Genomic DNA, 22,058 nt, shown 5'->3' on the forward strand with positions numbered 1-22,058 from the left:
CCTACTTTCGCTTCACTCGGACCAGCCGGTCGTAGTTCGTACGGTGGTAAGCCCGCCGCCAGTTCTTAGGCGTCGGATCCGGGAAATTCTGATCGGAATGCCGAGGAGGCGTTTCGCCGAAATGGCGTGGTAGAGCTCACCGGGCCAGCGCAGATCGGCCGTGGCAACGCAGGGCATAGTCCGCCCAGGAGGCCTCGGCAGCGAGGATGAGCACGCTGTGTCGGTGCACGAACGCCGTCGCGTCCGGCGGCACTTGGTTGGTCTCGCCGTCGAGGACGAACAGCGTGAACCCGGCCCCGTCCGGGTTGCCGGTGTGTGCAGCTCGGCATCGGGTGACGATGTGTCGGACGAGCACGTTACTACTCCCTGACCGTCGACGGCGCGCCTTTCGTGAATTCCCCTCACGTTGCTCCCTTCGCGTGCTTTGAATGAGCCAGGTACCCGGCGTTTTGCCTAGGGGCGGCCTGATCATGGGGGGGGTGGGGCGTGCGGATCGGTATCGGATGGAGTTCGCGCCGCAGCGCGCGGGCGTGCTATGCCAGCGCTGGCGTGCTGGCGTTGATCGCGGGAACCGGCGGCGCGGGGTTGGTGTCGGAGGTGGCGGATGCGTCGAGTCACCGGGAGGCGCCGTTGATCGCGGGTGACCCGGAGGTGGACAACACCGACGTGTACGCCTTCGTGAGCCCCGACAAGCAGGACACGGTCACGTTGATCGCGAACTGGCTGCCGTTCGAGGAGCCCAACGGCGGTCCGAACTTCTACTTCTTCAAGCCCGGCGCGCACTATGACATCAACATCGACAACAACGGCGACGCGAAGGCGGACATTACCTACCGGTGGGTCTTCACCAACGACGACAAGCGTGACGGCACGACGTTCCTCTACAACAACGGCGTGGTCAACAATCTGACCGATCCGACCTTGTTGTTCAAACAGAACTACACGCTGACCGAGATCCGTGGCAGCGAGTCGCGGGTGTTGGTGCAGAACGGCACGGCGGCCCCGTCGGATGTGGGGCCGGCGTCGATGCCGGACTACGGCCGGCTGCGACAGCAGGCGATACTTCCGGTGGAAGGCGGCGGTCAGACGTATGCAGGTCAGACCGAGGATCCATTTTTCCTGGATCTGCGGGTGTTCGACCTCATCTACGGCGGAAACTTGTCCGAGCGCGGGCAGGACACCCTGGCCGGCTACAACGTCCAGACCGTGGCGTTGCAGGTGCCCAAGTCGGCGCTTGCCCTGAACGGGGACGACACGAGGAACCCGGTCGTCGGCATCTGGAGCAGCACCTCGCAACAGGGGATGCAGGTCAGCGAGCCGAGGGCCGGCGGGGACCAGGTTCAGGTGTCCCGGTTGGGTAATCCGCTCGTCAACGAGCTGGTGCCGGCCGCGAACCAGAAGGACGCCTTCAACGCCAGCACGCCGGCGGACGACAGCAAGAACCAGCAGCTGATCAACCGAATCCTCAACCCGGAACTGCCGCAGGTGATCCAGAAGCTCTACAACATCCCGGCACCGGCGATGCCCCGCAACGACCTCGCCGAGATCTTCCTGACCGGCATCGCGAAGAACGCGCCGACCCTGGACAACACCAAGGCGCCGATTCAGGCCGACCTGAACTCGCAGATCCTCAACGCCGACGTCAACGCGGCGTCGTTTGTACCCTCGGAGATGCTCCGGTTGAACATGAGTGTCCCCGTGACCGCCAACCCGAATCGGCTCGGCGTGCTCGGCGGTGACCTGCAGGGCTTCCCGAACGGGCGACGTCTCACCGATGACGTGCTGGACATCGAGTTGCAGGCGTTCGAGGGCGCGGCGCAGACCGGCCAACTGGTGCCTGCGCTCGCTGCCGGTGACGAGGTCAACACCAACAACGTGCCGTTCGGGAACACCTTCCCCTATCTGGCGCTGCCGAGCAACGTGGCGGTGAACCAGATCGACGCCGACGGCATGCCGTCAGGTGGAGTGCCCAGCGGCGCCGGCGGCACCGCGCCGCGAGCCGTCACGTGGATCCGGATCGCCGGCGGCCTCGGCGCGGCCGGCTTCTTCGGGGCCGGTCTACTGCTCGGGCGCCGCCGCAACCGGCCGGCGGTGACGAGTCCCCGAGCGGACGGGAACTGACTGACGGTGCGGCGCCGGCCCGGCCTGCGTGGGTGGCCGGCGCCGCACCCCATGGTTCGAGGTCACAGGAGGTTGTCGCGATGTGCGCGGGGACTAACGGGCGGGCCGGCGGGCGCAAGTGGTTGACGCTGCGGCAGCCGCTTCGCCGGTTCCCGATGGCGGTGCTGTTGGTGATCGCCGCAGGCCTGGTTACGGCTCCAGGCGCGGAATGGTCCGCGACCGTGCGGCCACCGATGGATGCGGTGTGGGCGCCGGCCAACCACGTGGTTGCCGTCCCGACCGCGACGCCTGAGGCAGGCGGCGGCCGGACCGGCTCCGGCTCTCCCGCGCAGCCTGCCGAGCTGGCAATTCCCTCGATCGGGGTGCGGTCCACGCTCGTGGACCTGGCGCGTGAGCCTAATGGTGCGTTGCCAGCGCCCGCCGACTATCAGGTAGCTGGCTGGTATGCCAGTGGTCCGATGCCCGGTGAGGCGGGTGGACCACCCGCGGTGATCGTCGGACATGTGGACTCGTCCACCGGCCCGGGCGTGTTCTACCGGCTGCGGGATCTCGCGGTGGGCGGTGAGGTGGAAGTCCGGGACATCGCCGGGAAGGTATGGCGATTCCGGGTCTACCGGCTCAGCGAGTACCCGAAGGCGACCTTCCCCTCAGGCGAGGTGTACGCCCCCAGCAATCATGCCGAGCTGCGGCTGATCACCTGCACCGGCGTCTTCGACCAGCGGGCGGGCAGCTACCGGGACAACCTCGTCGCCTACGCCACCCTGTCCGGCGGCGGGTCGTGACCGGCCTGCGACGCCGTCTGGCGGCCGCCGCCTCAGGCGCGCTGACCCGACTGCCCGTCGTGCTCCTGCTAGCCGGCGTCGTCCTCCTGGTCGGCACCCCGATCGTCTCCACACACCTGCCGCGAGAGCACGGATCTCGCTCGGCGCTGCCCGGTGCGACGACGGGCGGCAGCGCTTCGGACTCCACGGTCGCGGCCGCGCAACGGCGCCTCAAGCGCCTCCCCAACGACTGGGTGACCTGGGCCCAACTCGGTTCGGCCTACGTGCAACAGGCCCGGATCACCGCCGACCCCTCGTACTACCCAAAGGCCGACGGCGCGTTGCGGCGCTCGCTGGAGCTGGAGAGCGCCACGAACTGGCAGGCGATGGCCGGGATGGCCGCGCTGGCCAATGCCCGCCACGACTTCACCGCGGCCCGGGACTGGGGACACCGCGCCGAGGCGCTCAACCCGCATGGAGGCAGCGTCCACGGCGTGCTGGTCGACGCCCTCACTCAGCTCGGCGACTATGAGGGCGCTCGCACGCAGCTGCAGCGGATGCTGGACGTCGAACCGGGCGTGTCATCGTTCACCCGCGCCTCCTACGACTTCGAACAGCATGGCCAGGTCGCCGAGGCCCGCGACGCCCTCAACCGCGCCCTCGCCGAGGCAACCACCCCCGCCGACCGGGCATTCTGCCGCTACTATCTCGGCGAGCTCGCGTTCAACAACGGCGACCCGCAGGAAGCCCTGCGCCAGTACGCCGCCGGCATCACCGCCGACCCGACCTACCAGCAGCTCTACGCCGGCCGCGGAAAGGCCCGAGCGGCGCTCGGCCAGACCACCGACGCCCTCGCCGACTACGCCCGCGCCGTGCAGGCCCGCCCACTGCCCGAACTGCTGATCGAGTACGGTGACCTGCTCGCCGCCACCGGCCAGCCCACCCAGGCCCGCCAGCAGTACGACCTGGTGAACGCCGTCCGGCAACTGTCCGCCGCCAACGGCGTTTCCGACCACCTCACCGCGGCGGCGTTCCTGGCCGACCACGACCAGGCCGCCGAAGCGCTGAGCGAGGCGCAGGCGGAGTGGAACGCCCGCCACAGCGTCCTGACCGCCGACGCGCTCGCCTGGGCCTTGCACTGCAACGGACGCAACGCGGAAGCGCTCGAATACTCCCTTCAGGCCACCCGCCTCGGCTGGCGCAACGCCACCCTCTACTACCATCAAGGGGCGATCCGCCATGCGCTGGGCGACCACGATCAGGCTCGGGCGGACCTGAGCCGCGCCTTGGAGATCAACCCGCACTTCGACGTCATCCAGGCGCCGGTCGCGCGGCACCTGCTGGACACCCTCGGCGGCGGCCGATGACACGGCGACGACCCGCCACCGCCACGGCGCTGAGCGTGACCGCCGTGGCCATCGCGATAGGCGTCGGGAGTCCGGCCGCCGCCCACCCGCTGGGGAACTTCAGCGTCAACCACTACCATGGCCTGCACCTGTATCCCGACAGGATCGAGGACCTGGCAGTCCTCGACGACGCGGAGATACCCACCCTGCAGCAGAAGGCCAGCGTCGACCGCGACGGCGACGGCACTGTCACCCCCGCCGAGCAGACCACATACGCCAACGCCACCTGTAGGGAAGTGGCCGACGCCCTATCGGTCAGAACTGCCGACCGGGCCCTCGCCTGGCGGGTCACCGCCAGCACCTTCACCTACCGCCCCGGAGCCGCCAACCTGGCTACCGGCCGCACCGAATGCCACCTCACCGCCAACGTCGACCTTCGCAAGGCCACCACGATCCACATTCAGGACAGCTTCCGGCCCGACCGCGTCGGCTGGCACGAGATCACCGCCGCCGGCCACGACATCGGCATCACCAACTCCCCGGTCCAGACCACGAGCACCAGCGACGAGTTGCGCAAATATCCCAACAACCTGCTGTCATCTCCGCTCAACCAACGATCGGTGCGACTGCAGACGGCTGGCGCCGGCGCCGAAACAGGGGCGGCCAACAAAGTCACCGTCCCTGTCGCCGGACTTATCACCCGGTCAATGGGTGTCCTCGGTGACCGGCTCAACGCTCTCACCGGCGCTGACCGGCTGACCCCACTGGCCGGCATACTCGGCGTAGCGCTGGCACTACTGCTCGGTGCCGGCCATGCGATGTTGCCCGGACACGGCAAGACTGTCATGGCCGCCTACATCGCCGGCCGGCGCGGCACCTACCGCGACGCTCTCACCGTCGGCGCCACCGTCACCGCAACCCACACCGCCGGCGTCCTCGCCGTCGGCCTGCTGCTCACCACGGCGACCACTCTGGCCGGGGAAACTGTCCTCGGCTGGCTCGGAACACTTAGCGGTCTCCTCATCGCCGGCATCGGTGCCAGCCTGCTCGCCGGCGCCCTCACCGCACGGCCCCGCCGCAAGGAGCCGCAGGAACTCGTCCTCGCCGGGCCGGCTAAAACTGAGGAAGTCGTACACCAGCACAACTCCTCGGGAACGCACGCCCACGGCGGCCACGGCGACTCCCACCGCCACGACCACCACAGCCATGATCACCACCGCCACGACCACCACCGCCACCGGCATGGCCGTCCTCGCACCGGCGGACTGATCGGCGTGGGCATCGCGAACGGCATGTTGCCCAGCCCGTCCGCGCTCATCGTCCTGCTCGGAGCCGTCGCGCTGGGCCGTACCTGGTTCGGTGTCATGCTTGTTTTCGCCTACGGCCTCGGCATGGCCGCGACCCTGACCCTCGCCGGCCTGCTGCTCGTCCGACTGCACCGACGGCTGACGAGCAGACTCGAGCACCGGGTCGGGAACTGGGCAGACCGCCTCACCACCGCCACTCCCATCCTCACCGCCAGCCTGGTCCTGGCCGTCGGCGTCATCCTCACGCTCCGAGCGGCGTGGCCACTCCTGTCGCAGCTGTCCTAAACGGGCGGCGTTGGCTGGTGGCGCTCACCCGCGCAGCAGCGGCAGAAGCTCATCGCCCTGGCGCCTGATCCCCGGGAGGTAGGGCGTGTCGGAGAGCACGAAGTGGGTGATGCCCAGCCCCTGGTACCTGCGCAGCGACCTTGCCGCGTCCTCGGCGGAGGCGCCCAGCCAGGTGGTGCCCGCTCCGCCGCCGCCGAACCTGCCGGGAGCGGTGTAGAGGTTGCCGTCGAGCACCTCTCCGCGTGTGGCGAGGTCGAGCAGGCGCCACTGGCCGACGGCAGCCTGCCAGTTCTGGTCCCGCGCGGTGACGCCCGTGCCCTTCGCCATTTCTGCCACCTTGGCTTCGGCGTCGGCCCAGGCCTGTTCGATGGTGTCCCGTACCAGCGTGGTGCGAACTCCAGCGGGGCGTGCTCGCGTCCCAGCTTCTCGCTGAGCTGCTTGAGCCGCTCGGCCACGCCGTCGAGTGGCTCGCCCCAGAAGAGCTGGACGTCGGCCTCGGTGGCGGCCACGCAACAGCGCCGCTGGCTGGCATTTGGGCGGCCCTGGACGGCGACGCCGTCATCGCGCCCGCACCGACCCGCCGCTGGCCAGCCCAGCTGACCGGGGAGCCAGGCCGGGGGAGTGCTCCGGTCCCAGGGACCGGAGCACTCCCCTTGGCGGGTCGGTTGCCGCTCGGGCGGCCGGGTCAGGTGCCGCGCTGGTGCAGCAGGAGGTCGGTCACGACCGGCCGGTGGTCCGATGCCGCGGTCGCCATGGTGTCCGTGCCCACGACGGTGATGTCCGGCGAGGCGCTGATCACGTCGATCCTTCGCACTGGATTGATCGCGGGGTACGTCTTGCCGCCGGTCGGGGCGGTGTCCCGCAGGTCCTGCCAGAGGGCGGCCAGTTCGGGCGCCCCCGGCTCCGCGTTGAGGTCACCGACCAGCACCTTCGGCCCGGAGTCGGCGGCCAGGATCTGCAGGGTGTCCGCCACCTGCATGCGCCGTACGGTCGGATCCGACCGGTAGTCGAGGTGCGTGGAGTAGACGTGCACGTGCGCGCCCCGCACGTTGACGGTCACCTCGGCGAAGCCCGGCGCCGGGGCGGGTACCGGGTTGGGCACCTGGGTGGAGAGCCGGGTGATCTCGTGGTTCTCCGCTTCGAGGATCGGGTAGCGGCTGAGCACCGCGACCCCGTACTGCCGGCGGGGCGCGCCCGCGATCAGCGGGTCGAAGTCGTAGATCGGCGCGAAGAAGGCCTGCATGCCCAGCCGCTCGGCCAGCTCCTGTGCCTCGTCGACCAAGTCGCTGCGATCTCCCCAGTGGACGTCGACCTCCTGGAGGCCGACCACGTCAACGTTCAGCGCCCGGATCGCCTCGGCGGTCCGGGCCAGGTCGAAGACGTTGTCCTCGCCGGCCCCGGCGTGGATGTTGTAGGTCGCCACGCGCAGCGCCACGGGCGGCGCGGCTGCGCCCGCCGGCGTGGCCAGCGGCACTGGTGCCAGCACAGCGGCGAGCGCGGCGCCGAGCAGGGAACGGCGGCGAATGTTCAATCTCAACGGATCCTCCGGATCAGGGGGTGGACAGGCCAGCGCCGTACGGGAACAGGGCAGCCCCCGGGCGCGCGGGATCGGGGATGGTCACCGGCAGCCGGCCAGCCGGTGGGATCGCGCCGGTAAGGACACCGGCGAGCGAGTTCATCGCGACGTCGTTGAAGGCGTACGCGGCGAGATAGGTGGACACGTCGGGGAACGCGGTTACGTCATAGGGGTCGCGCACGGCGACGACGACGAGCGGTACTCCCGCGGCTGCCAGCGCCGCGACCATGCGTTGCTGACCCACGTCACCGGTCGCCCGGTTGGTCAGCACCACCGTGGTGTCGTGTTGGCGGGCGGCCGCCACCGCCGCGTCGATGCGCGCGGCCGACGGATTCACGCCGGTGCTCAGAACGTCGGTCGCGAGGCCGTGCCGCCCGAGCGCCGCGCCCAGCGCCTGGGTCGTCGCGGGCGCCGCCGGATCGTCCCACCCGGTCACCAGCACCCGCCGTCCGGCCGGGATCGGCAGCGTGGCGGCGTCGGTGCGCAGCAGCGTCGTGGTGCGGTCGGAGATCCGCTGCGCGGCCGCGAGGTGGTCCTGCGTGCCCACGGTACGGGAGACCGCCGCGGGGTCGACGAACGGCGCGGCCACCATCCCGCGGCGCCACTTGAGCCGCAGGATCCGGGTCACCGACTCGTCGATTCGGCTCTCGGGGAGTTCCCCGTTGCGTACGGAGTCGCGGACCGCGTCGTAGGCCACCTGCATCACCGGCGGGTTGACCAGCATGTCCACCCCGGCCTTGAGTGCGAGTACGGGCACCCGGGCGTCGCCGTACTTCTTCCGTACGCCGGCCATGCCCAACGAGTCGGTCACCACGACACCGTCATAGCCGAGCTCCTCGCGAAGGAGCCCGGTGATGATCGGGTGGGACAGCGTGGCCGGGTCACCGGAGGGGTCCAGCGCCGGCACCACGATGTGCGCGGTCATGATCGCGTCGACGCCGCGGGTGATGGCGGCGCGGAACGGCGGCAGGTCGATCCGGTCCAGCTCGGCCCGGGAATGGGAGATCACCGGCAGTCCGCTGTGGCTGTCGACGGCCGTGTCGCCGTGGCCCGGGAAGTGTTTCACGGTCGCCGCGACCCCGGCGTCCTGGTAGCTGGCCACCTGCGCGGCGACCATGTCGGCGGCGAGCGTCGGATCTTCGCCGAACGACCGTACGCCGATCACCGGGTTGGCGGGGTTGACGTTGACGTCCGCCACCGGGGCCAGGTCCTGGTTGATGCCGACCGCCCGCAACTCCTGGCCGGTGATCCGGGCGGCGGTGCCGGCGTCGTCGACGTTGCGGCCGGCGCCGAGCGCCATGTTGCCGGGGAACTGGGTGGCCGGCGGGCCGAGCCGTACCACCGCGCCCTGCTCCTGGTCGGTGCTGAGCAGCAGCGGCACCCGGGATGGTTGCGTGACAGCGACCTGCTGGATGCCGTTGGACAGCCCGGCGACCTGCTCCGGGGAGCGGGTGTTGCCGGCGTAGGCGAAGTAGACGAAGCCACCGAGGTGGTAGCGCACCACCGCCTGTGCGGCGTTGTCTACGCCGAGGAAGGACCGGTTCATCTGGACCGCCGCCGGATCGGTGGTGTCGGCGGTCTCGCCGTAGACCCGGGTGGTGAAGAGTTGGCCGACCTTCTCCTCCAAGGTCATCTGGTGGAGGGTCTTCATCACCCAGCCGGTCTCCGCGTCGGACACGGGCGGGATTCCGGTGGCAGCGGGCGGGGCGAGGGCCGTGTCCGCTGCCCTGATCGGGTCGGCCGGCCACGTCAGGGAACTCGCGGCGAGGACGGCCGTGGTGAGGAGAGGAAGCAGGCGGGCTACGCGTTTCGACATGAGGCGTTTCCTCCCGTACGAGAACGGCGCAGAGTTCGCCCCGGTAGGAGGCGTAGAGAACCCTAAGTGCTGTCCGTGAAGCTGCCGATGATCTCTTGTCGAAGCCGGTATGACCAGTCGGTGGCGCTTCGATGGCGAGCCACCGGCGCTCCGACACGGGCGCCGGCATCTATTTCGAAGCCCGCGAGCTGTACTCCGGGGCTCTTGACCTGCCGACGCCGTAATCGACAGTATTCCATAGATGGTCTTCTTGGGGTAATCATCGTCATCCATCAATCAAGGCTGATGAATGACCGCGGACGCATCCTTGGTGCGGCCCTGGCGGGGACCGCCGTGAGTCGTCGACGATCCTCTCCTCGCTGGCCCGATAAGCATCTCGTCGAGGCGCTCGTGCCCACCCCGCTGCCGGCCACGCCGACGCAGCCGGCGTCCATGCCGGCCCTGCCGCCGCCCGCTGACCAGACCTCCGGCGCCGTGCTGTTTGACGTCGCCCGCCGGCGATGCCGCGGTCGGGTGACCGCCCGACCGCTGCTGCGCGCCCTGGGCTGGATGCCTGGCCTCGCCCTGCGCGTCGACGTCGCGCAGGCCGCGGTGCGCATGGCCCCCGCCGCTGATGTCAAGGCACGGAATCGGACGTCTTCTCGTGGGTAGGAGTAGGTTTCGATGCGCCGCAGGGCGGTCTCGAGGTCCGGAACGACCTTCTGGGCACCGACGACCCAGATACTCTGGGCCCGCTAAAGCTGTAGAGGCTGAGCTGGCTTCCGCTGCCGGAGGCGGCGAGGAGCCGCCCGTCCTCGGTCACCGCGTGGACGCTGCCGACCACGACGTCGGGCGCGGCGCCCGCCGTGCGCATCTCGTCGAATCGTCCTTCGTCCCGAAGCTTCATGAGCTTCGGGCGCATTGGGTTGAACCGGCCCGAGGTGTTGATGTCGTCGTCGAGCCCGGACAGACGAAGCGTCTCGCTGGACGAGGTGAAGATCGTCTTGTCGGTGGGCAACAGACGGTTGACCAGGGCGCGAGCGTCGGCAGCATGGTCGACGATCTCGACAGCGAAGTACCGGCGGCATCAGCCGCCTACTCGACCGGCTGTGCGACGCCGAACTACTGCGGCGGGAACGCGATCCCGCCGACCGCCGTGTCGTCCACGCCGTCCTCACCCCGACCGGCCACGACCTCTACCAACGGGCTTCCAGGTCCCACCTGCGCGAGATCGTGAAGCACTTCGGGAGACAGCTGACAGCCGACGAGGCCGACGCTGTCGAGGCCTTCCTGACCCGCCTGGTAGACAGCAACCTCGACCCATAGCGCGCCCGTCACCGGAACTGTCGAGTTTGCGAACCTGACGGCCTTGATCATCGCGGGTTACGGGTTCCCAAAAGCCCGGCAATCAAGGCGGCCCAATCCAAGCAAGCTGGCCCGCAACCTGTACGGCGGGTATCGCTCGGCCGGGAACGGCTACGGCAGCTGCTGCGCCGCCCGAAGCTATGCGAGGCCGGCTGCGTTGCGTGTTGTCAATCTGCGGGGGCCGGCTCGGTGGGCTGTGGCGTGAAGAAGCGGATGATGTCGTCGGCTGCGGTGGGGGACAGCATCATTGCCTGGACTCGTGCGGACATTTCGGCGATCGGGTGGGTTCTGGTGAACATCGCCTCCTCGTATGTCTGGATCGCCGAGTCAGGGTCGGCGGGGTTGGCGGCAAATTCGGCGGCGAGTTCGGCGGCGTCGAGCATGGCTTGGTTGGCGCCCTCGCCGACCGGCGGCATGAGGTGCGCGGCGTCACCGATGAGGGTGATGCCCGGTTGGTGGGTCCAGCGTGTACCGGTGGGCATCGCCTCGATCCTGCGTGGGGTCGGCGGGCTGTCGCCGGCTTCGATGAGTGCGGTGAGGCTGGGGTCCCAGCCATCGAACATGTCCAGCAGAGCGCGCTCGCTGCGGTAGGTGTCTAGGGGGCGATCGTCCGCGGGTAGGGAGATGCCGACTCGGATGCTTCCGTCGCCGAGGCGTTGTGCTGCCAGGATCTGGTTCACGCCGATGCACCAGAGGTTTCCGGGGCCGACCAGCTCGGCGAGATCCGGGTGGCGCCGGTCGGCGTCGCTGATGCTGAGCTCTACCAAGGTGGCGACGGAGGACAGTGTCGCGTCGGTCAGCAGCGACCGGACGACCGAGCGTGCGCCGTCGGCGCCGATGAGGACGTCGCAGTCGGCGCTGTGGCCGCCATCGAACATGAGCCCATAGCCTCCGTCGGGTCGTGGCGTCGCCGCGATGAGCTGGTGCTGCCAGGCCACGGCGTCGTCGGGGAGCGAATCGAGCAGAAGATCACGTAGTGCGCTGCGGTCGATCTCGGGGCGACCGGAGAATGAGCCGGGTTGTGGCGTGTGGTGCACGAGGGTGTGTCCGGCCGGGTCGAGGATGCGATGTTCCTCGCCCTCCGGCCGTGCCTCGGACCGGAATCGGCCGGCGAGGCCCGCATCGGCCAGGGCCCGTTGCCCGGACTCCGGGTGCAGGTCGAGCGATCCGCCCTGTGATCGCGCGGATCGGCTTGCCTCGCGTTCGTACACCACCGCGTCGATGCCGTGCCGGTGCAGGATTCGGGCCAGCGTCAGGCCGCCGAGGCCACCGCCGGCGATCGCGATTCGCATCATCATCTCCGTTACCGTACGCTGTACCTCATGGATACGCCGTACGGTAGCGCACCGCTGCCCGTCTGGGAACGGCCCGAGCCTCAGCCGCGGGCGGCGCCGGTGCCGCTGAGCCGCGCGAAGATCGCCGCCACGGCGATCCGGATCGCCGACGCCCACGGCCTCGATGGGCTATCGGTACGCAAGATCGCCAAAGAACTCGGTGTCGGTCCGATGCGGCTCTACGACTACGTGATCAACAGATCTGAACTGCTTGATCTGATGGTCGATGCCGTATATGCCCAGATCGCCGAGGCCGGCCAGCGCTCCGAGTGGCGCACCACGGTACTGGCCATCGTTCACCGGACCCGCGATGCCGCTCTTGATCATGAGTGGTTCGTCGACCTGCTCGGCGCAAGGCCACACTTAGGACCTCACGCGCTCGCCGTGGGCGAATCGACCGCGGCGGCGCTCAGCCAGGCCCCTGGCGTGCACACTATCGACGATCTCCAGCGGGCTGTGGGCGCCCTCAACGCGTTCATCGTCGGAGCGCTCCGCAGGGAGATCACCGAGCGCCGCACCGCCCGTGCAACCGGCACCGACGTGTCCGCCTGGCAGGCCGCCCTCGGACCCTACCTGACACGCATGCTCGAAACAGGCCGCTACCCCACCATCGCCCGGCTCGTCATCGACGGCGCCCACCTCAACGCCGAGGAAACCTTCCACCACAACCTGATCACCATCCTGGACGGCATCGCCAGCCAACCCCACACGTGACCTACCGTTCGCAGGCCGGTACCGGCTGAACACCGATACGCCTCGATCAGACATCCGGATCTGCCGCTGGTCGCGCGGCCGTCGAATCCGCTGCAGGACGGTCGACTCTGCCGGTATCCCGTGAAGCAAGGACCGTGGTATCAACGGCGGCATGAACACCGAGTACGCCCACCCGGACGACCTCATCGAGCTCCGTACCGCCTTCGGCGTGGATGACGCTGGCGAATCGGCTCTGGGCTGGGCAGGGGTGCACGCCTTCGAGGCAGAGCACGGCATTGTTCTGCCGGAGCCGTACCGGACGTTCGTCGCCGAGATCACGGACGGATCCTTCTCCGGACCGCCGGACTACGGCCTTGTGGGCGTCGCGGAGATGCCCGACGACTGGGGCGACGATCATTCGGTGCGGAACCTGAGCGCGCCCTTTCCGCTGACTGAGGGGTGGCTTTGGGAGGACGATCCCCGGCCCCACGAGGAGATCGAGGCGCTGCTCGACCCAGTCTTCAACCATGGATCGGTGGTGCTTGGCACGGACGGCTGTGGGATGTATTGGCACCTGATAGTGACCGGCCGGCATCGCGGCCACATCTGGAACATCAGCGGTGAGGGTGCCGTTCCGTTCGGGGCGGAGTTCGGTTACACCACCGCCAGCCCGGGGTTCGCCGGGTGGGTACGGCACTGGGCAGCTGGCAAACCATGGTTCGACGCCTCCTGAGAAACGTACTGTCATGCCGCGACCGTGTGCGCGAGCTGGCCGAATGCCCATCACTGTCCGTAAGCCGGCTCCGTCGTCGGCCGCGCCCCACGTGCACGCTCGTGCCGAGCTCAGGGCGTCTCCGCCGACCACGAGCCCTCAACTCGTGACGTGGCAGGTGAAAGGATGCCTCGATGGAAGACACGTCGAAAATTGACGAGACTTGGCGCGAGCTCGTCGACGGCGCGCCCGGCTGGTGGTCGGGTGATCCAGTGATCAGGGCCGCCTATGAACACCCGACTCTGCGCGCGCTCTTTCCCTTCCCCACCCATGGAACGCTGCGGTTCTACAGGACGGCGCCGCCACCGTGGCCAACCGACCCCGGCGATAAACTGCCCTTCATCGTCTGCGGTGGCCCTCCGTATCAGATCTTCACCGCGGGCTATGGCCAGCTTGTTGGTGAGGCCAACGCAGCGGAGGAAGCCGTGACGCTCCTCGTCGCGAGCCTGCCTGACCCGGCGGCATCTTCCTGATCCGACGCACCGAGATGAGTGCGCCGACGTCGGCTGCCAACGGGTCTACCGCACCGCCTTTCTGCTCTTGAGAGAATGGCTCGATCGAACCGCACTGAAGGCTGATCATTACGGGGATTCCTTCCACCACCTTCCTTCGGGGCATGGAACCCCCAGCCACGAGGGCGGCCTGGGTGCCGATCGGCTCGGCGACCTGCATCTGCTCCATGTTGACCGTTCCCCTGTTCCGGATGGAGGACTGATGCTGGCACCGCTGCGGTATGGCGCGTTTCGATACCTGGCTGCTGGCCGGATGGTCAACATGCTGGGCAACGGCGTTGCTCCCATCGCGCTCGCCTTCGCCGTACTCGACCTGACCGGCTCGGTACGCGACCTGGGCCTGGTGGTCGGCGCGAGATCGCTGATGACCGTGCTTTTCGTGCTCTTCGGCGGGGTGGTGGCCGACCGGATTCCACGCCGGCTGGTCCTGGTCGGCTCCAACGTGCTGGGTGCGCTGACCCAGGCGGCGGTGGCCATCCTGGTGCTCACCGACACGGCGACAATCCCGCTGTTGCTGGCACTCGGCGCGGCCAACGGCATCGTGAGTGCCCTGTCCCAGCCAGCCTCGGCCGCCGCGACGCCGCAGACCGTGCCGGCGGAGCTGATCCAGCCGGCCAACGCGCTCATCCGGCTCGGCATCAACACGGGCATGATCGGCGGCGCGGCGCTCGGTGGCCTCCTGGTAGCCGCCGTCGGGCCCGGCTGGGGGCTCGCCGTCGACGCGCTCACCTTCGCTATCGCGGCCATGGCGTTCACCGGAGTCCGGATCGCTGCCCCGCCGGCGACGAGTAACCGCACGAGCATCGCCGCTGACCTCCGGGAGGGCTGGACCGAGTTCACCGAGCGGACCTGGGTCTGGGTGGTGGTTCTCGGCTTCATGATCCTCAACGCAGCTCTCGCCGGCGGCGTGAACGTGCTCGGCCCGGCCGTCGCCGACGAGACGATCGGCCGTAGCGCCTGGGGCCTGGTGCTGGCCGCGGAAACCGCCGGAATGGTCGTGGGCGGGCTGATCGCCCTGCGGATCCGGGTACGCCGGCTGCTGCTGCTCGGGGTCGCCTGCATGTTCGCCGAGTCGTTCCTGCTGTTGGGGCTGGCCCTGGCGCCCACCATCGTCGTGTTGGTGGCGTCCGCATTGGCGGTCGGCATCGCCGTCGAACAGTTCGCCGTCGCCTGGGACACATCGATCGCGCAGCACATCCCGGCCGACCGACTGGCCCGCGTCTACTCCTACGACATGTTGGGATCCTGGGTCGCCATCCCCCTCGGCCAGGTGGCGGCCGGACCACTCGCCGCAGCGATCGGCACCCGCGACACGCTGCTGATCCTCGCCACGCTGGTGGTGCTCGCCGTCCTCGGTATGCTGGCGAGCCGAGACGTCCGTCGGCTGCAGGCGATAGCCCCCGCCCGCGCTGCCGACGCAGCACAGGCCGGGCCAGCCGACGGTGGACCGAGTGACAGCCCCACCACGAAGCCCACCGAACCAGCCGTCCGCGCCTGACAGCGGCGGGCTTCCTCGAGGCCAGCCACACCGCCAGTTCGAAGAGCAGGATCAGTGGGCCGCCACGTACCGCAGCTCACTCTTCTACCGCAGGCGGTGTATACCGGTTTCCCGCCGGCGCTTCGGTGGTCAGCGCGGCCCAGTTTGCGGCCGGCCCGCCCGATTGGTGGCGCCCCAGTCAGGGATCAGGTAATGGCAAGGAGTACCGCTTGGTCATGGGCGGCGGCCGCTCGGTAGAACCGGCACAGGTCGGTGAAGGCTGGCGCGAAAACGCTGTCGAAGTCGCCGGCGCCGCGATCCCACACATTCGGGTAGATGTCGGCGGCCATCATCGCGTTGACGTCGAACCGAGCGCGCAACGTGTCGACGTCCAGCGTGTCGAGCGCGGTGGAGATCTCGCGGACCGTTTCGGCGTCGAGAAGGCGTGCCGGTCCGTAGCCGCCGTCCTCGCCGATCTCCTCGCCGCCGAGGATCGCCGCACCGGCGCCGTCACCGATCTCCCATGCGGTACCGGTCAGCAGGTAGTGCAGGGCGTGCCAGGACTTGTTCAGATCCAGTTCGGGTTCGGGCATCTCGGCGTCATCGTCGTCGAGGTCGCCGTAGAGCAGCGTGTCAACCGTCGTCGGATCGTTTAGCACCGCCTGCAGTTCATTGGCCGACAGGCGGCGTCCGATCAACTCCATGCCCATGAGCAGGCCCTCCCGAATAGTCCGTTCACATCTCGTCGCGGAGACCCCCGCAGCTCTCGGCAGCGGCGCGATACCCGCCGCCGGCATCGGCACCGTCAGATCAACCTTTGCCAACGTCCGCTTCATACCCGCCTAAACCGCACGCATTTGCCGCCAGCCAGGCGCCGCGGCGCATGACAGGCGCTCCGCGAGCCGAGGGTGCCGCTATGTCCCGGCGATCGGGTAACCGATCGTGGCGACGTCCTTGCACAGATCGGCGACGGTGAGGTGAGGGTTCAGCGCCTGTATCACGGCGTCGCTGAGCGGCCGGTGCGCGACGACGTGCTCGACAACCCCCCGGTCCACCTCGATCTCGTAGTAGTCCCTGGCGAACTCGACGAACCGGTCAACGATGTCGTCGAACAGGATCTCGAGCATGCCGGAACCGTCCGGCCCGGTACCGTCGTACGATCCGCGCAGCGGTGGGAAGGTAATGCCTTCTCCGGCGTGCCAGCGGTCGTCACCGGCCAGCCGCCACAGCACCGCGGTGGCGATGAACTGCCCCGTCTCATCGCAGAACGCGGGTTCCTCCAGTTGCGGGCACAACACCACCGGGATGCCGTCAGTCAGGCCTGGCCACAACTCGTGGTCCGGATCGCCGTACGGCGACATCGTTGACTCGTGATCGAAGACCCGGATGAACGCGCCGTCTGCGGTGAAGACGGCCGCCCATTCGTCACCGCTGCCGTTGCTCATCAGCGCCGCCTCATCCTTGCCCCATGCCGGGATGTAGACGTAGTAGGGCTCCCCGCCGTCGATGATGCGTTCCAGCACGGCCAGTGCCTTGCATCGCTCCCGCAGCACGTCAATGGTGGGTAGCCTGGCGGCGATGTCGTAGACGGTCACCGGGTGACCCTACGCCGGCAGGCGTCGACTCGATCACCTACCTGAGTCGCCGCTGGTGGCGGCCATGCACCTTCGGTTGCCGCGCACTCTATGAGCGCGCCACGAGCGCCCGCAGCTCAGTCGAACCTGATGCGCTGGGCATGGTGGGGTATCCACGGGCTCGGTTCGGTAGTCCAGCCGTGGTCGTACTGCTTGACGGCCTCGATGAACTCGGCCGGCGGCCGGTAGAAATGGGCGGTGACGTAATGCCAGATGAGCGAGGGCGCGGCGAATATTACGCCCCGCCCTGACGGCACTCTGATTTCAGTGTGTCCCAGCAAGAGGGCGCCGGTCGGATGGTCCACAGAGAGCATCGAACCCTCCGAAGGTTCCGGGCAAAAGGGGCACCGGTGATGCCCGCGCATCGTGTTGATACGCGGTGCCGCGATGATGTCGAGCAGCGCGTCGGTCTGGCAGCAGGTCCATCGCGGTCACCTCTCCTGCTGATCGACGGATGCTGGCCGGCGTAGTTCGATGACCAGGGACCGTAGCCATGCCTCGCGCATGGTCGGCTCCGCGGTGATCGCGGCGACCAGGCCGGCGCGTCCCTCGGCGGAGCGGCCGTGCGCGACCACGGCGACCGCTTCGGCCAGGGCCGCCAACGCTTTCGGGTCGCGGTCAGGTCGGTTGGCGTCCTGGTCGAGCCATCGCGCGACGGGGAACGACCGGGTGGTCTTGGCCTGCTGGTCGCCCAGGTAGCTCCACACGCCGCCGTCCAGGGATATCCCGATCAGTGCGCTACGCGGCAGGTGCGCTGCCCATGGGGCGGCCTGGTGCCAGCGCCACGTGTTCGGGCTGGTCCTGGTCCGGACGATGATGCCGACGAACCGCAGCTTGGTGCGTACCACCGCCCACGGCGCGTTCTCCTCGGCGATCCACCGCCATAGCAGGAGGAACAAGTTGGCGTAGGTGCGCCCTCCGTAGACCAGGTCGATGAAGGTGACCGGACGCCGGCGGTGTGCCAGCCGTTGCGGATCGATCCCCAGCTGGCTCATGTTGATGCGGAACTGAGCGACCAGACCCTTGGGCTTGGATGCAGGGGATTGCGCAATGAGCGCAGACATTGACCTTTCTGACTTCAAAGAGTTTCCGCCATGAGCACAAACATCCCTAGATTTTGGAATACGCACGTCTCGGATTTCTGGCGCTTAATGGTTCATTGATAGTCGCCTCGCTCGCCCGCGACGCGGGGCGACCTTGACTATCTGCGGCCGATATCGGCCGATTTGCCCCTCCCGAAATCTGTCGGCTGATGTGGAATCGAGGTGACAATATTTTTTGTGGCGCGTCTGTCCTCAATAACGCCTATGTGGGGCTGCTCGACTGGGTGCCGCCGGCCGATGTTGATGCGTTCGGCAGATGTAAGCCGCGCGACATAGGCCTTTACCTAATAGACGGCTGTGGCTACCTTCCGCATACGGCGCCAACATCGGACTGGCGCAGGAAAGAGAGAGGGGATTCGCATGAAGATCGAGGTCCGCAAGCTCGAGCGCATCGAGACCACCGCCGCCGCCGACGGCTGCTGCGGCTGCACCGACTGCTGATCTACCCCAATTGCCTGGGCGGGCCGAATTCGGCCCGCCCAGACGTCGCGGTGTTGAGGAGGACGACATGGACAGACCCCGCATAAAGAGCATGTTTCCGCCAATTCCGCTGGACGATGGGACCATCCGTATCGGTGGCGCAGATTTCGGCATTGCCGGTGAGATCAAAGACGACGAGCAACGCCACGTCTGGCAACTCCTCCAGCTGCTGGACGGCACACGGTCGATGCCCGAACTCATCGCGGAAATGCGAGCCAGGGATCCCGAGATCACCGCGGTGGAGATCGAGACGGCAGTGTCCATGCTCGAGGACGCCGGCTACCTCGACGACGCGGCCGTGATGCCGCCCGCCATCTTCAGGCCGGACGAGGTCGAGCGCTACCGGCGCAACGCCGAGTTCTTCTCGTTCTTCCACCACCCGCCACTGACCGGCTACGACTTCCAAGCCCGGCTGCACGACGCGAAGGTGGCCGTGCTCGGGATCGGCGGCCTGGGCTCGTACGTGGCGCTGGCCCTGGCCGCAGCCGGCGTCGGTGACCTGCTACTGATCGACGACGACAACGTCGAGTTGCATAACCTCAACCGGCAGGTCCTCTACACCGACGCCGATGTCGGTTCGCCCAAGACGCTGGCCGCGGCGCGGCGAGTGGCAGCAGCCAACCCGCACGTCGCCGTTTCGACAATCAACCGGCGAGTCAGTGGCGTCGACGACGCGCGCGCCTGCATGCAGGGTCGCGATCTGCTGATCTGTGCGGCGGACCGGCCGCGGATCCGCATCTATGACTGGCTCAACGAGGCGGCGCTGACCGAGCAGGTGCCATGGGTCCGTGGCGCCAACGACGGTTTGACTGTCAACTTGTTCCTGCATTCGCCAGGAGTGACCGCCTGCTTCGCGTGTGAACAACGTCGTGCTCACGCCAATGTACCGGGATACGGGGCCATCATGCGCTACGCGATGGAGCACGTCGGCGATCGCACCGTCAATCCATGCACAGCTCCTGTCTCGGGACTCATCGGTAGCCTGGTGGCGCTGGAGGCGGTCAAGCTGCTGACGGGAGTGGCCGAACCGACCATTCTCAACCGTAAGCTGATCTTCGATTTGCAGACCATGCAGATCCGGTTCAACGAGGGCGTCAAGGACCCGGACTGCGACGTATGCGGGCATCTCCGCCCCGGGAGTGTTCCGGTGCCGGCGCCGCTGACGGAGGTGGCAGGGTGAGCGCCCCCGCACAGGATGAGCGAACCGCCACGCTCTACCCGCTGCATATCGGTGAAATCGAGGACGGGGCAGCCGAGGTCGGCCGCCCGGAGACCGGCGTTTTCGTCAGTCTGCCCGAACCGGGCATCACCCTGATCCAGGACATGCAGCGCGGCCTCACTCTGGCCGAGGTCTCGGCAAACTTCGCGCAACGGTACGGCGAGCCGCCCGACCTGGACGACTTCCTCGCGACGCTGACTGACTGCGGTTTCGTACGCCCGGCGGGAGATGAAGGCGTCGAAGCCGAGGCGGTTGCCCAGCCGGTGGGGCCGGCGGGTCCCCAGATGCGCGGCTGGCGCCTGCTCAGCTCGGTGCCCGCCGAGCGCGTGGCTTGGCTCGTCAGCGGGCCCGCCCTGGTCGTCTGGGCCATGGTGTGGGTAGCCGTCCCGGTGCTCATGGCGGTGCGGCCGGACCTGATTCCCTCCGGCACCGACGGCCGGCTTGGTCTCGGTGTCGCTGCGGACGCGGTCGCCCTGACAGTCCTCAGTTGGGGCCTGCTGCTCGCCCACGAAGCGGCACATCTGCTCGCGGTACGGGCACGCGGTTGCACCGGAGTGCTGCGGGTCAGCAACCGGCTGCACCTGCTCGTCGCCGAGACCGACATGTCGGCGGTACGGTCACTGCCCCGGCGTCAGCGGTACGTCCCGTACCTGGCCGGCATGACGTTCACGATGAGCGCGCTGCTGCTGAGCCTGCTGGCACAACTGGTGGGATGGGACAGCCAGCCGATCCGGGCAATCGGTTTCCTCTGTCTGGTCACTCTGCTGCTCGAACTAGCGTTCTTCATGCGAACCGACGTGTACTACGTGATCGTCACCTGGCTGCGGCTCGGTAATCTGATGGCCGACACCTGGCAGTACGTCGGCAACCAGCTCGCCCGCCTCGTGCGCCGACCGCAGCCGTACGATTTGTCCTCGGTGCCGGCCCGGGAACTCCGGATTGTGCGCTGGTACTCCCTGGTCCTCGTGTTGGGTGTGACGATCTTCGTCGGGCAGTTCCTGCTGTTGGGGCTACCGCTCCTGATCAGCTTCGTCCGGGACGCGACTGCCAAAGTCGCCGCCGGACCCAGCACAGCGGGCTTCTGGGACGCCGTGGTGCTGCTCCTGCTCGCGGTCGCCCACTTCGGCACCCTCGGCGTGGTGGCGCTGCGGCGCCGGCTGCGCCCCGTCACGCAAGCCGCACGCTGACTCGCCACCCGCCGCCCTCGGCTCGGAACGAGACAACCGTCCAGCCCATGGCATGGGTGCAGGCAGCTTCGACTTACTTGCCGATGGGCGGTAGACAGTGCAGCTGACGGCGCCAGCGGACACGTCGCCGCTCGCCGTAGCGTAGTGGGCTGGCGGAGAAACCTTCCGCCGGCGCCATGCGCCCCGTAAGCGCGATGGACGTCTCTGCCTCGGCGAACCACTCCGCATCCGCTTCTGGCCGCGATGATGGCGCCGTGCGAGCCACAGGTCGACCGCGGCGGCTGGTGCAAATTACCGCCGGCAGGACGCCGCAGCCGTCGACCGTGTGCTTACCTTCTGATATGCCGCACCCCATCGTGTTTGACGAGGCAGATCCGCTCCTGAGCCGGCTGCGGGCGCTCGCCCTGGCCTTCCCTGACGCGGCCGAGAAGATCTCCCACGGACATCCCGCCTTCTTCACCACCAAGGTCTTCGCCTACTACGGGGGATCAGTGAAAGTCGACGGCGTCTATCGGCAGCATGAACATTCGGTGCTCGTGCTGGTTGATCCCGACGAGCGTGCGGCGCTGTTGGAGGAAGACCGCTGCTTCGTGCCGGCCTACCTCGGCGCCTACGGATGGATCGGGGTGGACCTGACCGGCGACCCCGACTGGGACGAGGTCGACGAGCTACTCGACGCCAGCTACCGACGTACGGCCGGATCATGCAGGATTGCTCTGCTCGACTCCCGGCGGCCCGGAGCATGATCGCGGCCGAGGCCGTGAAGAGCGATGACCGCCACGACAGCCCCGGCCCCGCCTAGACCCCCTGCCAACTAAAGATGGTCGCAGTACGGAGAGCAACGACGGCCAAGGGCGTGGCCCAGGTCCCGCAGGAGAGTACCCAGCCGCTCGGACTCCTCGGCGGTGGGCGGAGTGATCGCTGCGCCAGCCGCGATGTGCTCTCCGGCCTCGTGCAGCGCGACGTACAGATCTTCGGCGGTTGCGCGGTCGAGCTGCAGAATGATGTCATCCCGCATGCGCAGACCCTAATCGCGCGTCGCGCGGAACCGGTTTGTTCAAGGTTGGGGCGCAGAGCCGAAGCAAAGTCTG

The 22,058-nt window shown here is 68.2% G+C and carries 23 protein-coding genes and 1 pseudogene; 12 read left to right on the top strand and 12 right to left on the bottom strand.

The window, feature by feature from the left end:
- Position 1: 1 nt before the first annotated feature.
- Together ONA70_RS36870 and ONA70_RS06475 are read right to left on the bottom strand one after the other, a co-directional pair.
- Positions 2 to 76 (bottom strand): annotated as a pseudogene (locus tag ONA70_RS36870) (BBE domain-containing protein); the annotation flags it as partial.
- Between the two features lie 60 nt (positions 77 to 136).
- Positions 137 to 355, bottom strand: coding sequence for a hypothetical protein (locus tag ONA70_RS06475; protein WP_265005406.1), 219 nt, complete (start codon positions 353 to 355; stop codon positions 137 to 139).
- Positions 356 to 630: 275 nt separating this feature from the next.
- On the opposite strand from ONA70_RS06475, the gene ONA70_RS06480 reads away from it, so the two are divergent.
- The 4 genes from ONA70_RS06480 to ONA70_RS06495 all read left to right on the top strand — a co-directional run bounded on the left by ONA70_RS06480 (position 631) and on the right by ONA70_RS06495 (position 5,820).
- Entirely contained in the window at positions 631 to 2,121 is a 1,491-nt protein-coding gene (locus ONA70_RS06480; protein ID WP_406601153.1) for a DUF4331 domain-containing protein, read from the top strand.
- Positions 2,122 to 2,354: 233 nt separating this feature from the next.
- Positions 2,355 to 2,903, top strand: a complete 549-nt coding sequence (locus ONA70_RS06485) for a sortase domain-containing protein (RefSeq protein ID WP_265005407.1) — start codon at positions 2,355 to 2,357, stop codon at positions 2,901 to 2,903.
- A 59-nt stretch (positions 2,904 to 2,962) separates the two neighbouring features.
- Positions 2,963 to 4,249, top strand: coding sequence for a tetratricopeptide repeat protein (locus ONA70_RS06490; protein WP_265005408.1), 1,287 nt, complete (start codon positions 2,963 to 2,965; stop codon positions 4,247 to 4,249).
- A gap of 44 nt (positions 4,250 to 4,293) precedes the next feature.
- Entirely contained in the window at positions 4,294 to 5,820 is a 1,527-nt protein-coding gene (locus ONA70_RS06495) for a HoxN/HupN/NixA family nickel/cobalt transporter (protein ID WP_265005409.1), read from the top strand.
- Positions 5,821 to 5,844: 24 nt separating this feature from the next.
- On the opposite strand, the gene ONA70_RS06500 is transcribed toward ONA70_RS06495, so the two are convergent.
- The 4 genes from ONA70_RS06500 to ONA70_RS06515 form a co-directional block, all read right to left on the bottom strand.
- Entirely contained in the window at positions 5,845 to 6,147 is a 303-nt protein-coding gene (locus ONA70_RS06500) for a hypothetical protein (protein WP_265005410.1), read from the bottom strand.
- A gap of 358 nt (positions 6,148 to 6,505) precedes the next feature.
- Positions 6,506 to 7,357, bottom strand: a complete 852-nt coding sequence (locus ONA70_RS06505; RefSeq protein ID WP_265005411.1) for an endonuclease/exonuclease/phosphatase family protein — start codon at positions 7,355 to 7,357, stop codon at positions 6,506 to 6,508.
- Positions 7,358 to 7,370: 13 nt separating this feature from the next.
- Complete coding sequence (locus tag ONA70_RS06510) at positions 7,371 to 9,212, bottom strand: glycoside hydrolase family 3 protein (RefSeq protein WP_265005412.1); 1,842 nt, start codon at positions 9,210 to 9,212, stop codon at positions 7,371 to 7,373.
- A gap of 616 nt (positions 9,213 to 9,828) precedes the next feature.
- Positions 9,829 to 10,209: a hypothetical protein gene (locus tag ONA70_RS06515; RefSeq protein WP_406601154.1), complete on the bottom strand. Its 381-nt coding sequence runs from the start codon at positions 10,207 to 10,209 to the stop codon at positions 9,829 to 9,831.
- 89 nt (positions 10,210 to 10,298) lie between these two features.
- On the opposite strand from ONA70_RS06515, the gene ONA70_RS36875 reads away from it, so the two are divergent.
- Positions 10,299 to 10,517, top strand: a complete 219-nt coding sequence (locus ONA70_RS36875; protein WP_406601157.1) for a MarR family winged helix-turn-helix transcriptional regulator — start codon at positions 10,299 to 10,301, stop codon at positions 10,515 to 10,517.
- Positions 10,518 to 10,723: 206 nt separating this feature from the next.
- Here the strand turns inward: ONA70_RS36875 and ONA70_RS06525 are convergent, their stop codons facing one another.
- Complete coding sequence (locus ONA70_RS06525; RefSeq protein ID WP_265005414.1) at positions 10,724 to 11,854, bottom strand: FAD-dependent oxidoreductase; 1,131 nt, start codon at positions 11,852 to 11,854, stop codon at positions 10,724 to 10,726.
- A gap of 24 nt (positions 11,855 to 11,878) precedes the next feature.
- Between ONA70_RS06525 and ONA70_RS06530 the strand changes: the two genes are divergently transcribed.
- The 4 genes from ONA70_RS06530 (at position 11,879) to ONA70_RS06545 (ending at position 15,365) form a co-directional block, all read left to right on the top strand.
- Positions 11,879 to 12,604: a TetR/AcrR family transcriptional regulator gene (locus ONA70_RS06530; protein WP_265005415.1), complete on the top strand. Its 726-nt coding sequence runs from the start codon at positions 11,879 to 11,881 to the stop codon at positions 12,602 to 12,604.
- Between the two features lie 151 nt (positions 12,605 to 12,755).
- Positions 12,756 to 13,316: an SMI1/KNR4 family protein gene (locus ONA70_RS06535; protein WP_265005416.1), complete on the top strand. Its 561-nt coding sequence runs from the start codon at positions 12,756 to 12,758 to the stop codon at positions 13,314 to 13,316.
- Between the two features lie 173 nt (positions 13,317 to 13,489).
- Positions 13,490 to 13,828: a DUF6193 family natural product biosynthesis protein gene (locus ONA70_RS06540; RefSeq protein ID WP_265005417.1), complete on the top strand. Its 339-nt coding sequence runs from the start codon at positions 13,490 to 13,492 to the stop codon at positions 13,826 to 13,828.
- A 241-nt stretch (positions 13,829 to 14,069) separates the two neighbouring features.
- The gene (locus ONA70_RS06545) at positions 14,070 to 15,365 is read left to right on the top strand and encodes an MFS transporter (RefSeq protein ID WP_265005418.1); all 1,296 of its coding nucleotides are present in this window, start codon (positions 14,070 to 14,072) and stop codon (positions 15,363 to 15,365) included.
- A gap of 185 nt (positions 15,366 to 15,550) precedes the next feature.
- On the opposite strand, the gene ONA70_RS06550 is transcribed toward ONA70_RS06545, so the two are convergent.
- The 4 genes from ONA70_RS06550 to ONA70_RS06565 form a co-directional block, all read right to left on the bottom strand.
- Positions 15,551 to 16,180 carry a YfbM family protein gene (locus ONA70_RS06550; RefSeq protein WP_265005419.1) on the bottom strand — a complete coding sequence of 210 codons (630 nt, stop codon included), beginning with the start codon at positions 16,178 to 16,180 and terminating at the stop codon, positions 15,551 to 15,553.
- 78 nt (positions 16,181 to 16,258) lie between these two features.
- On the bottom strand, positions 16,259 to 16,939 hold the full coding sequence (locus tag ONA70_RS06555; RefSeq protein ID WP_265005420.1) for a hypothetical protein: 681 nt from the start codon (positions 16,937 to 16,939) through the stop codon (positions 16,259 to 16,261).
- Positions 16,940 to 17,055: 116 nt separating this feature from the next.
- Positions 17,056 to 17,379, bottom strand: a complete 324-nt coding sequence (locus ONA70_RS06560; protein WP_454557352.1) for a DUF7919 family protein — start codon at positions 17,377 to 17,379, stop codon at positions 17,056 to 17,058.
- Between the two features lie 30 nt (positions 17,380 to 17,409).
- Positions 17,410 to 17,973 (bottom strand): hypothetical protein, encoded by a 564-nt coding sequence (locus ONA70_RS06565; protein WP_265005422.1) that lies wholly within the window; start codon positions 17,971 to 17,973, stop codon positions 17,410 to 17,412.
- A 616-nt stretch (positions 17,974 to 18,589) separates the two neighbouring features.
- Here ONA70_RS06565 and ONA70_RS06570 point away from each other — a divergent pair.
- From ONA70_RS06570 to ONA70_RS06580, 3 genes are all read left to right on the top strand, one after another.
- Positions 18,590 to 19,741 carry a HesA/MoeB/ThiF family protein gene (locus ONA70_RS06570; protein ID WP_265005423.1) on the top strand — a complete coding sequence of 384 codons (1,152 nt, stop codon included), beginning with the start codon at positions 18,590 to 18,592 and terminating at the stop codon, positions 19,739 to 19,741.
- Complete coding sequence (locus ONA70_RS06575; protein ID WP_265005424.1) at positions 19,738 to 20,967, top strand: PqqD family protein; 1,230 nt, start codon at positions 19,738 to 19,740, stop codon at positions 20,965 to 20,967. The genes ONA70_RS06570 and ONA70_RS06575 overlap by 4 nt, the downstream gene beginning before the upstream one ends.
- 194 nt (positions 20,968 to 21,161) lie before the next feature.
- Positions 21,162 to 21,713, top strand: coding sequence for an MmcQ/YjbR family DNA-binding protein (locus ONA70_RS06580; protein WP_265005425.1), 552 nt, complete (start codon positions 21,162 to 21,164; stop codon positions 21,711 to 21,713).
- Positions 21,714 to 21,781: 68 nt separating this feature from the next.
- Here ONA70_RS06580 and ONA70_RS06585 read toward each other — a convergent pair whose 3' ends face one another.
- Complete coding sequence (locus tag ONA70_RS06585; RefSeq protein ID WP_265005426.1) at positions 21,782 to 21,985, bottom strand: hypothetical protein; 204 nt, start codon at positions 21,983 to 21,985, stop codon at positions 21,782 to 21,784.
- Positions 21,986 to 22,058 lie beyond the last annotated feature (73 nt).

Origin of the sequence: Micromonospora yasonensis, assembly GCF_026013475.1 — a bacterium.
GTDB classification, from domain to species: Bacteria; Actinomycetota; Actinomycetes; order Mycobacteriales; family Micromonosporaceae; genus Micromonospora; species Micromonospora yasonensis.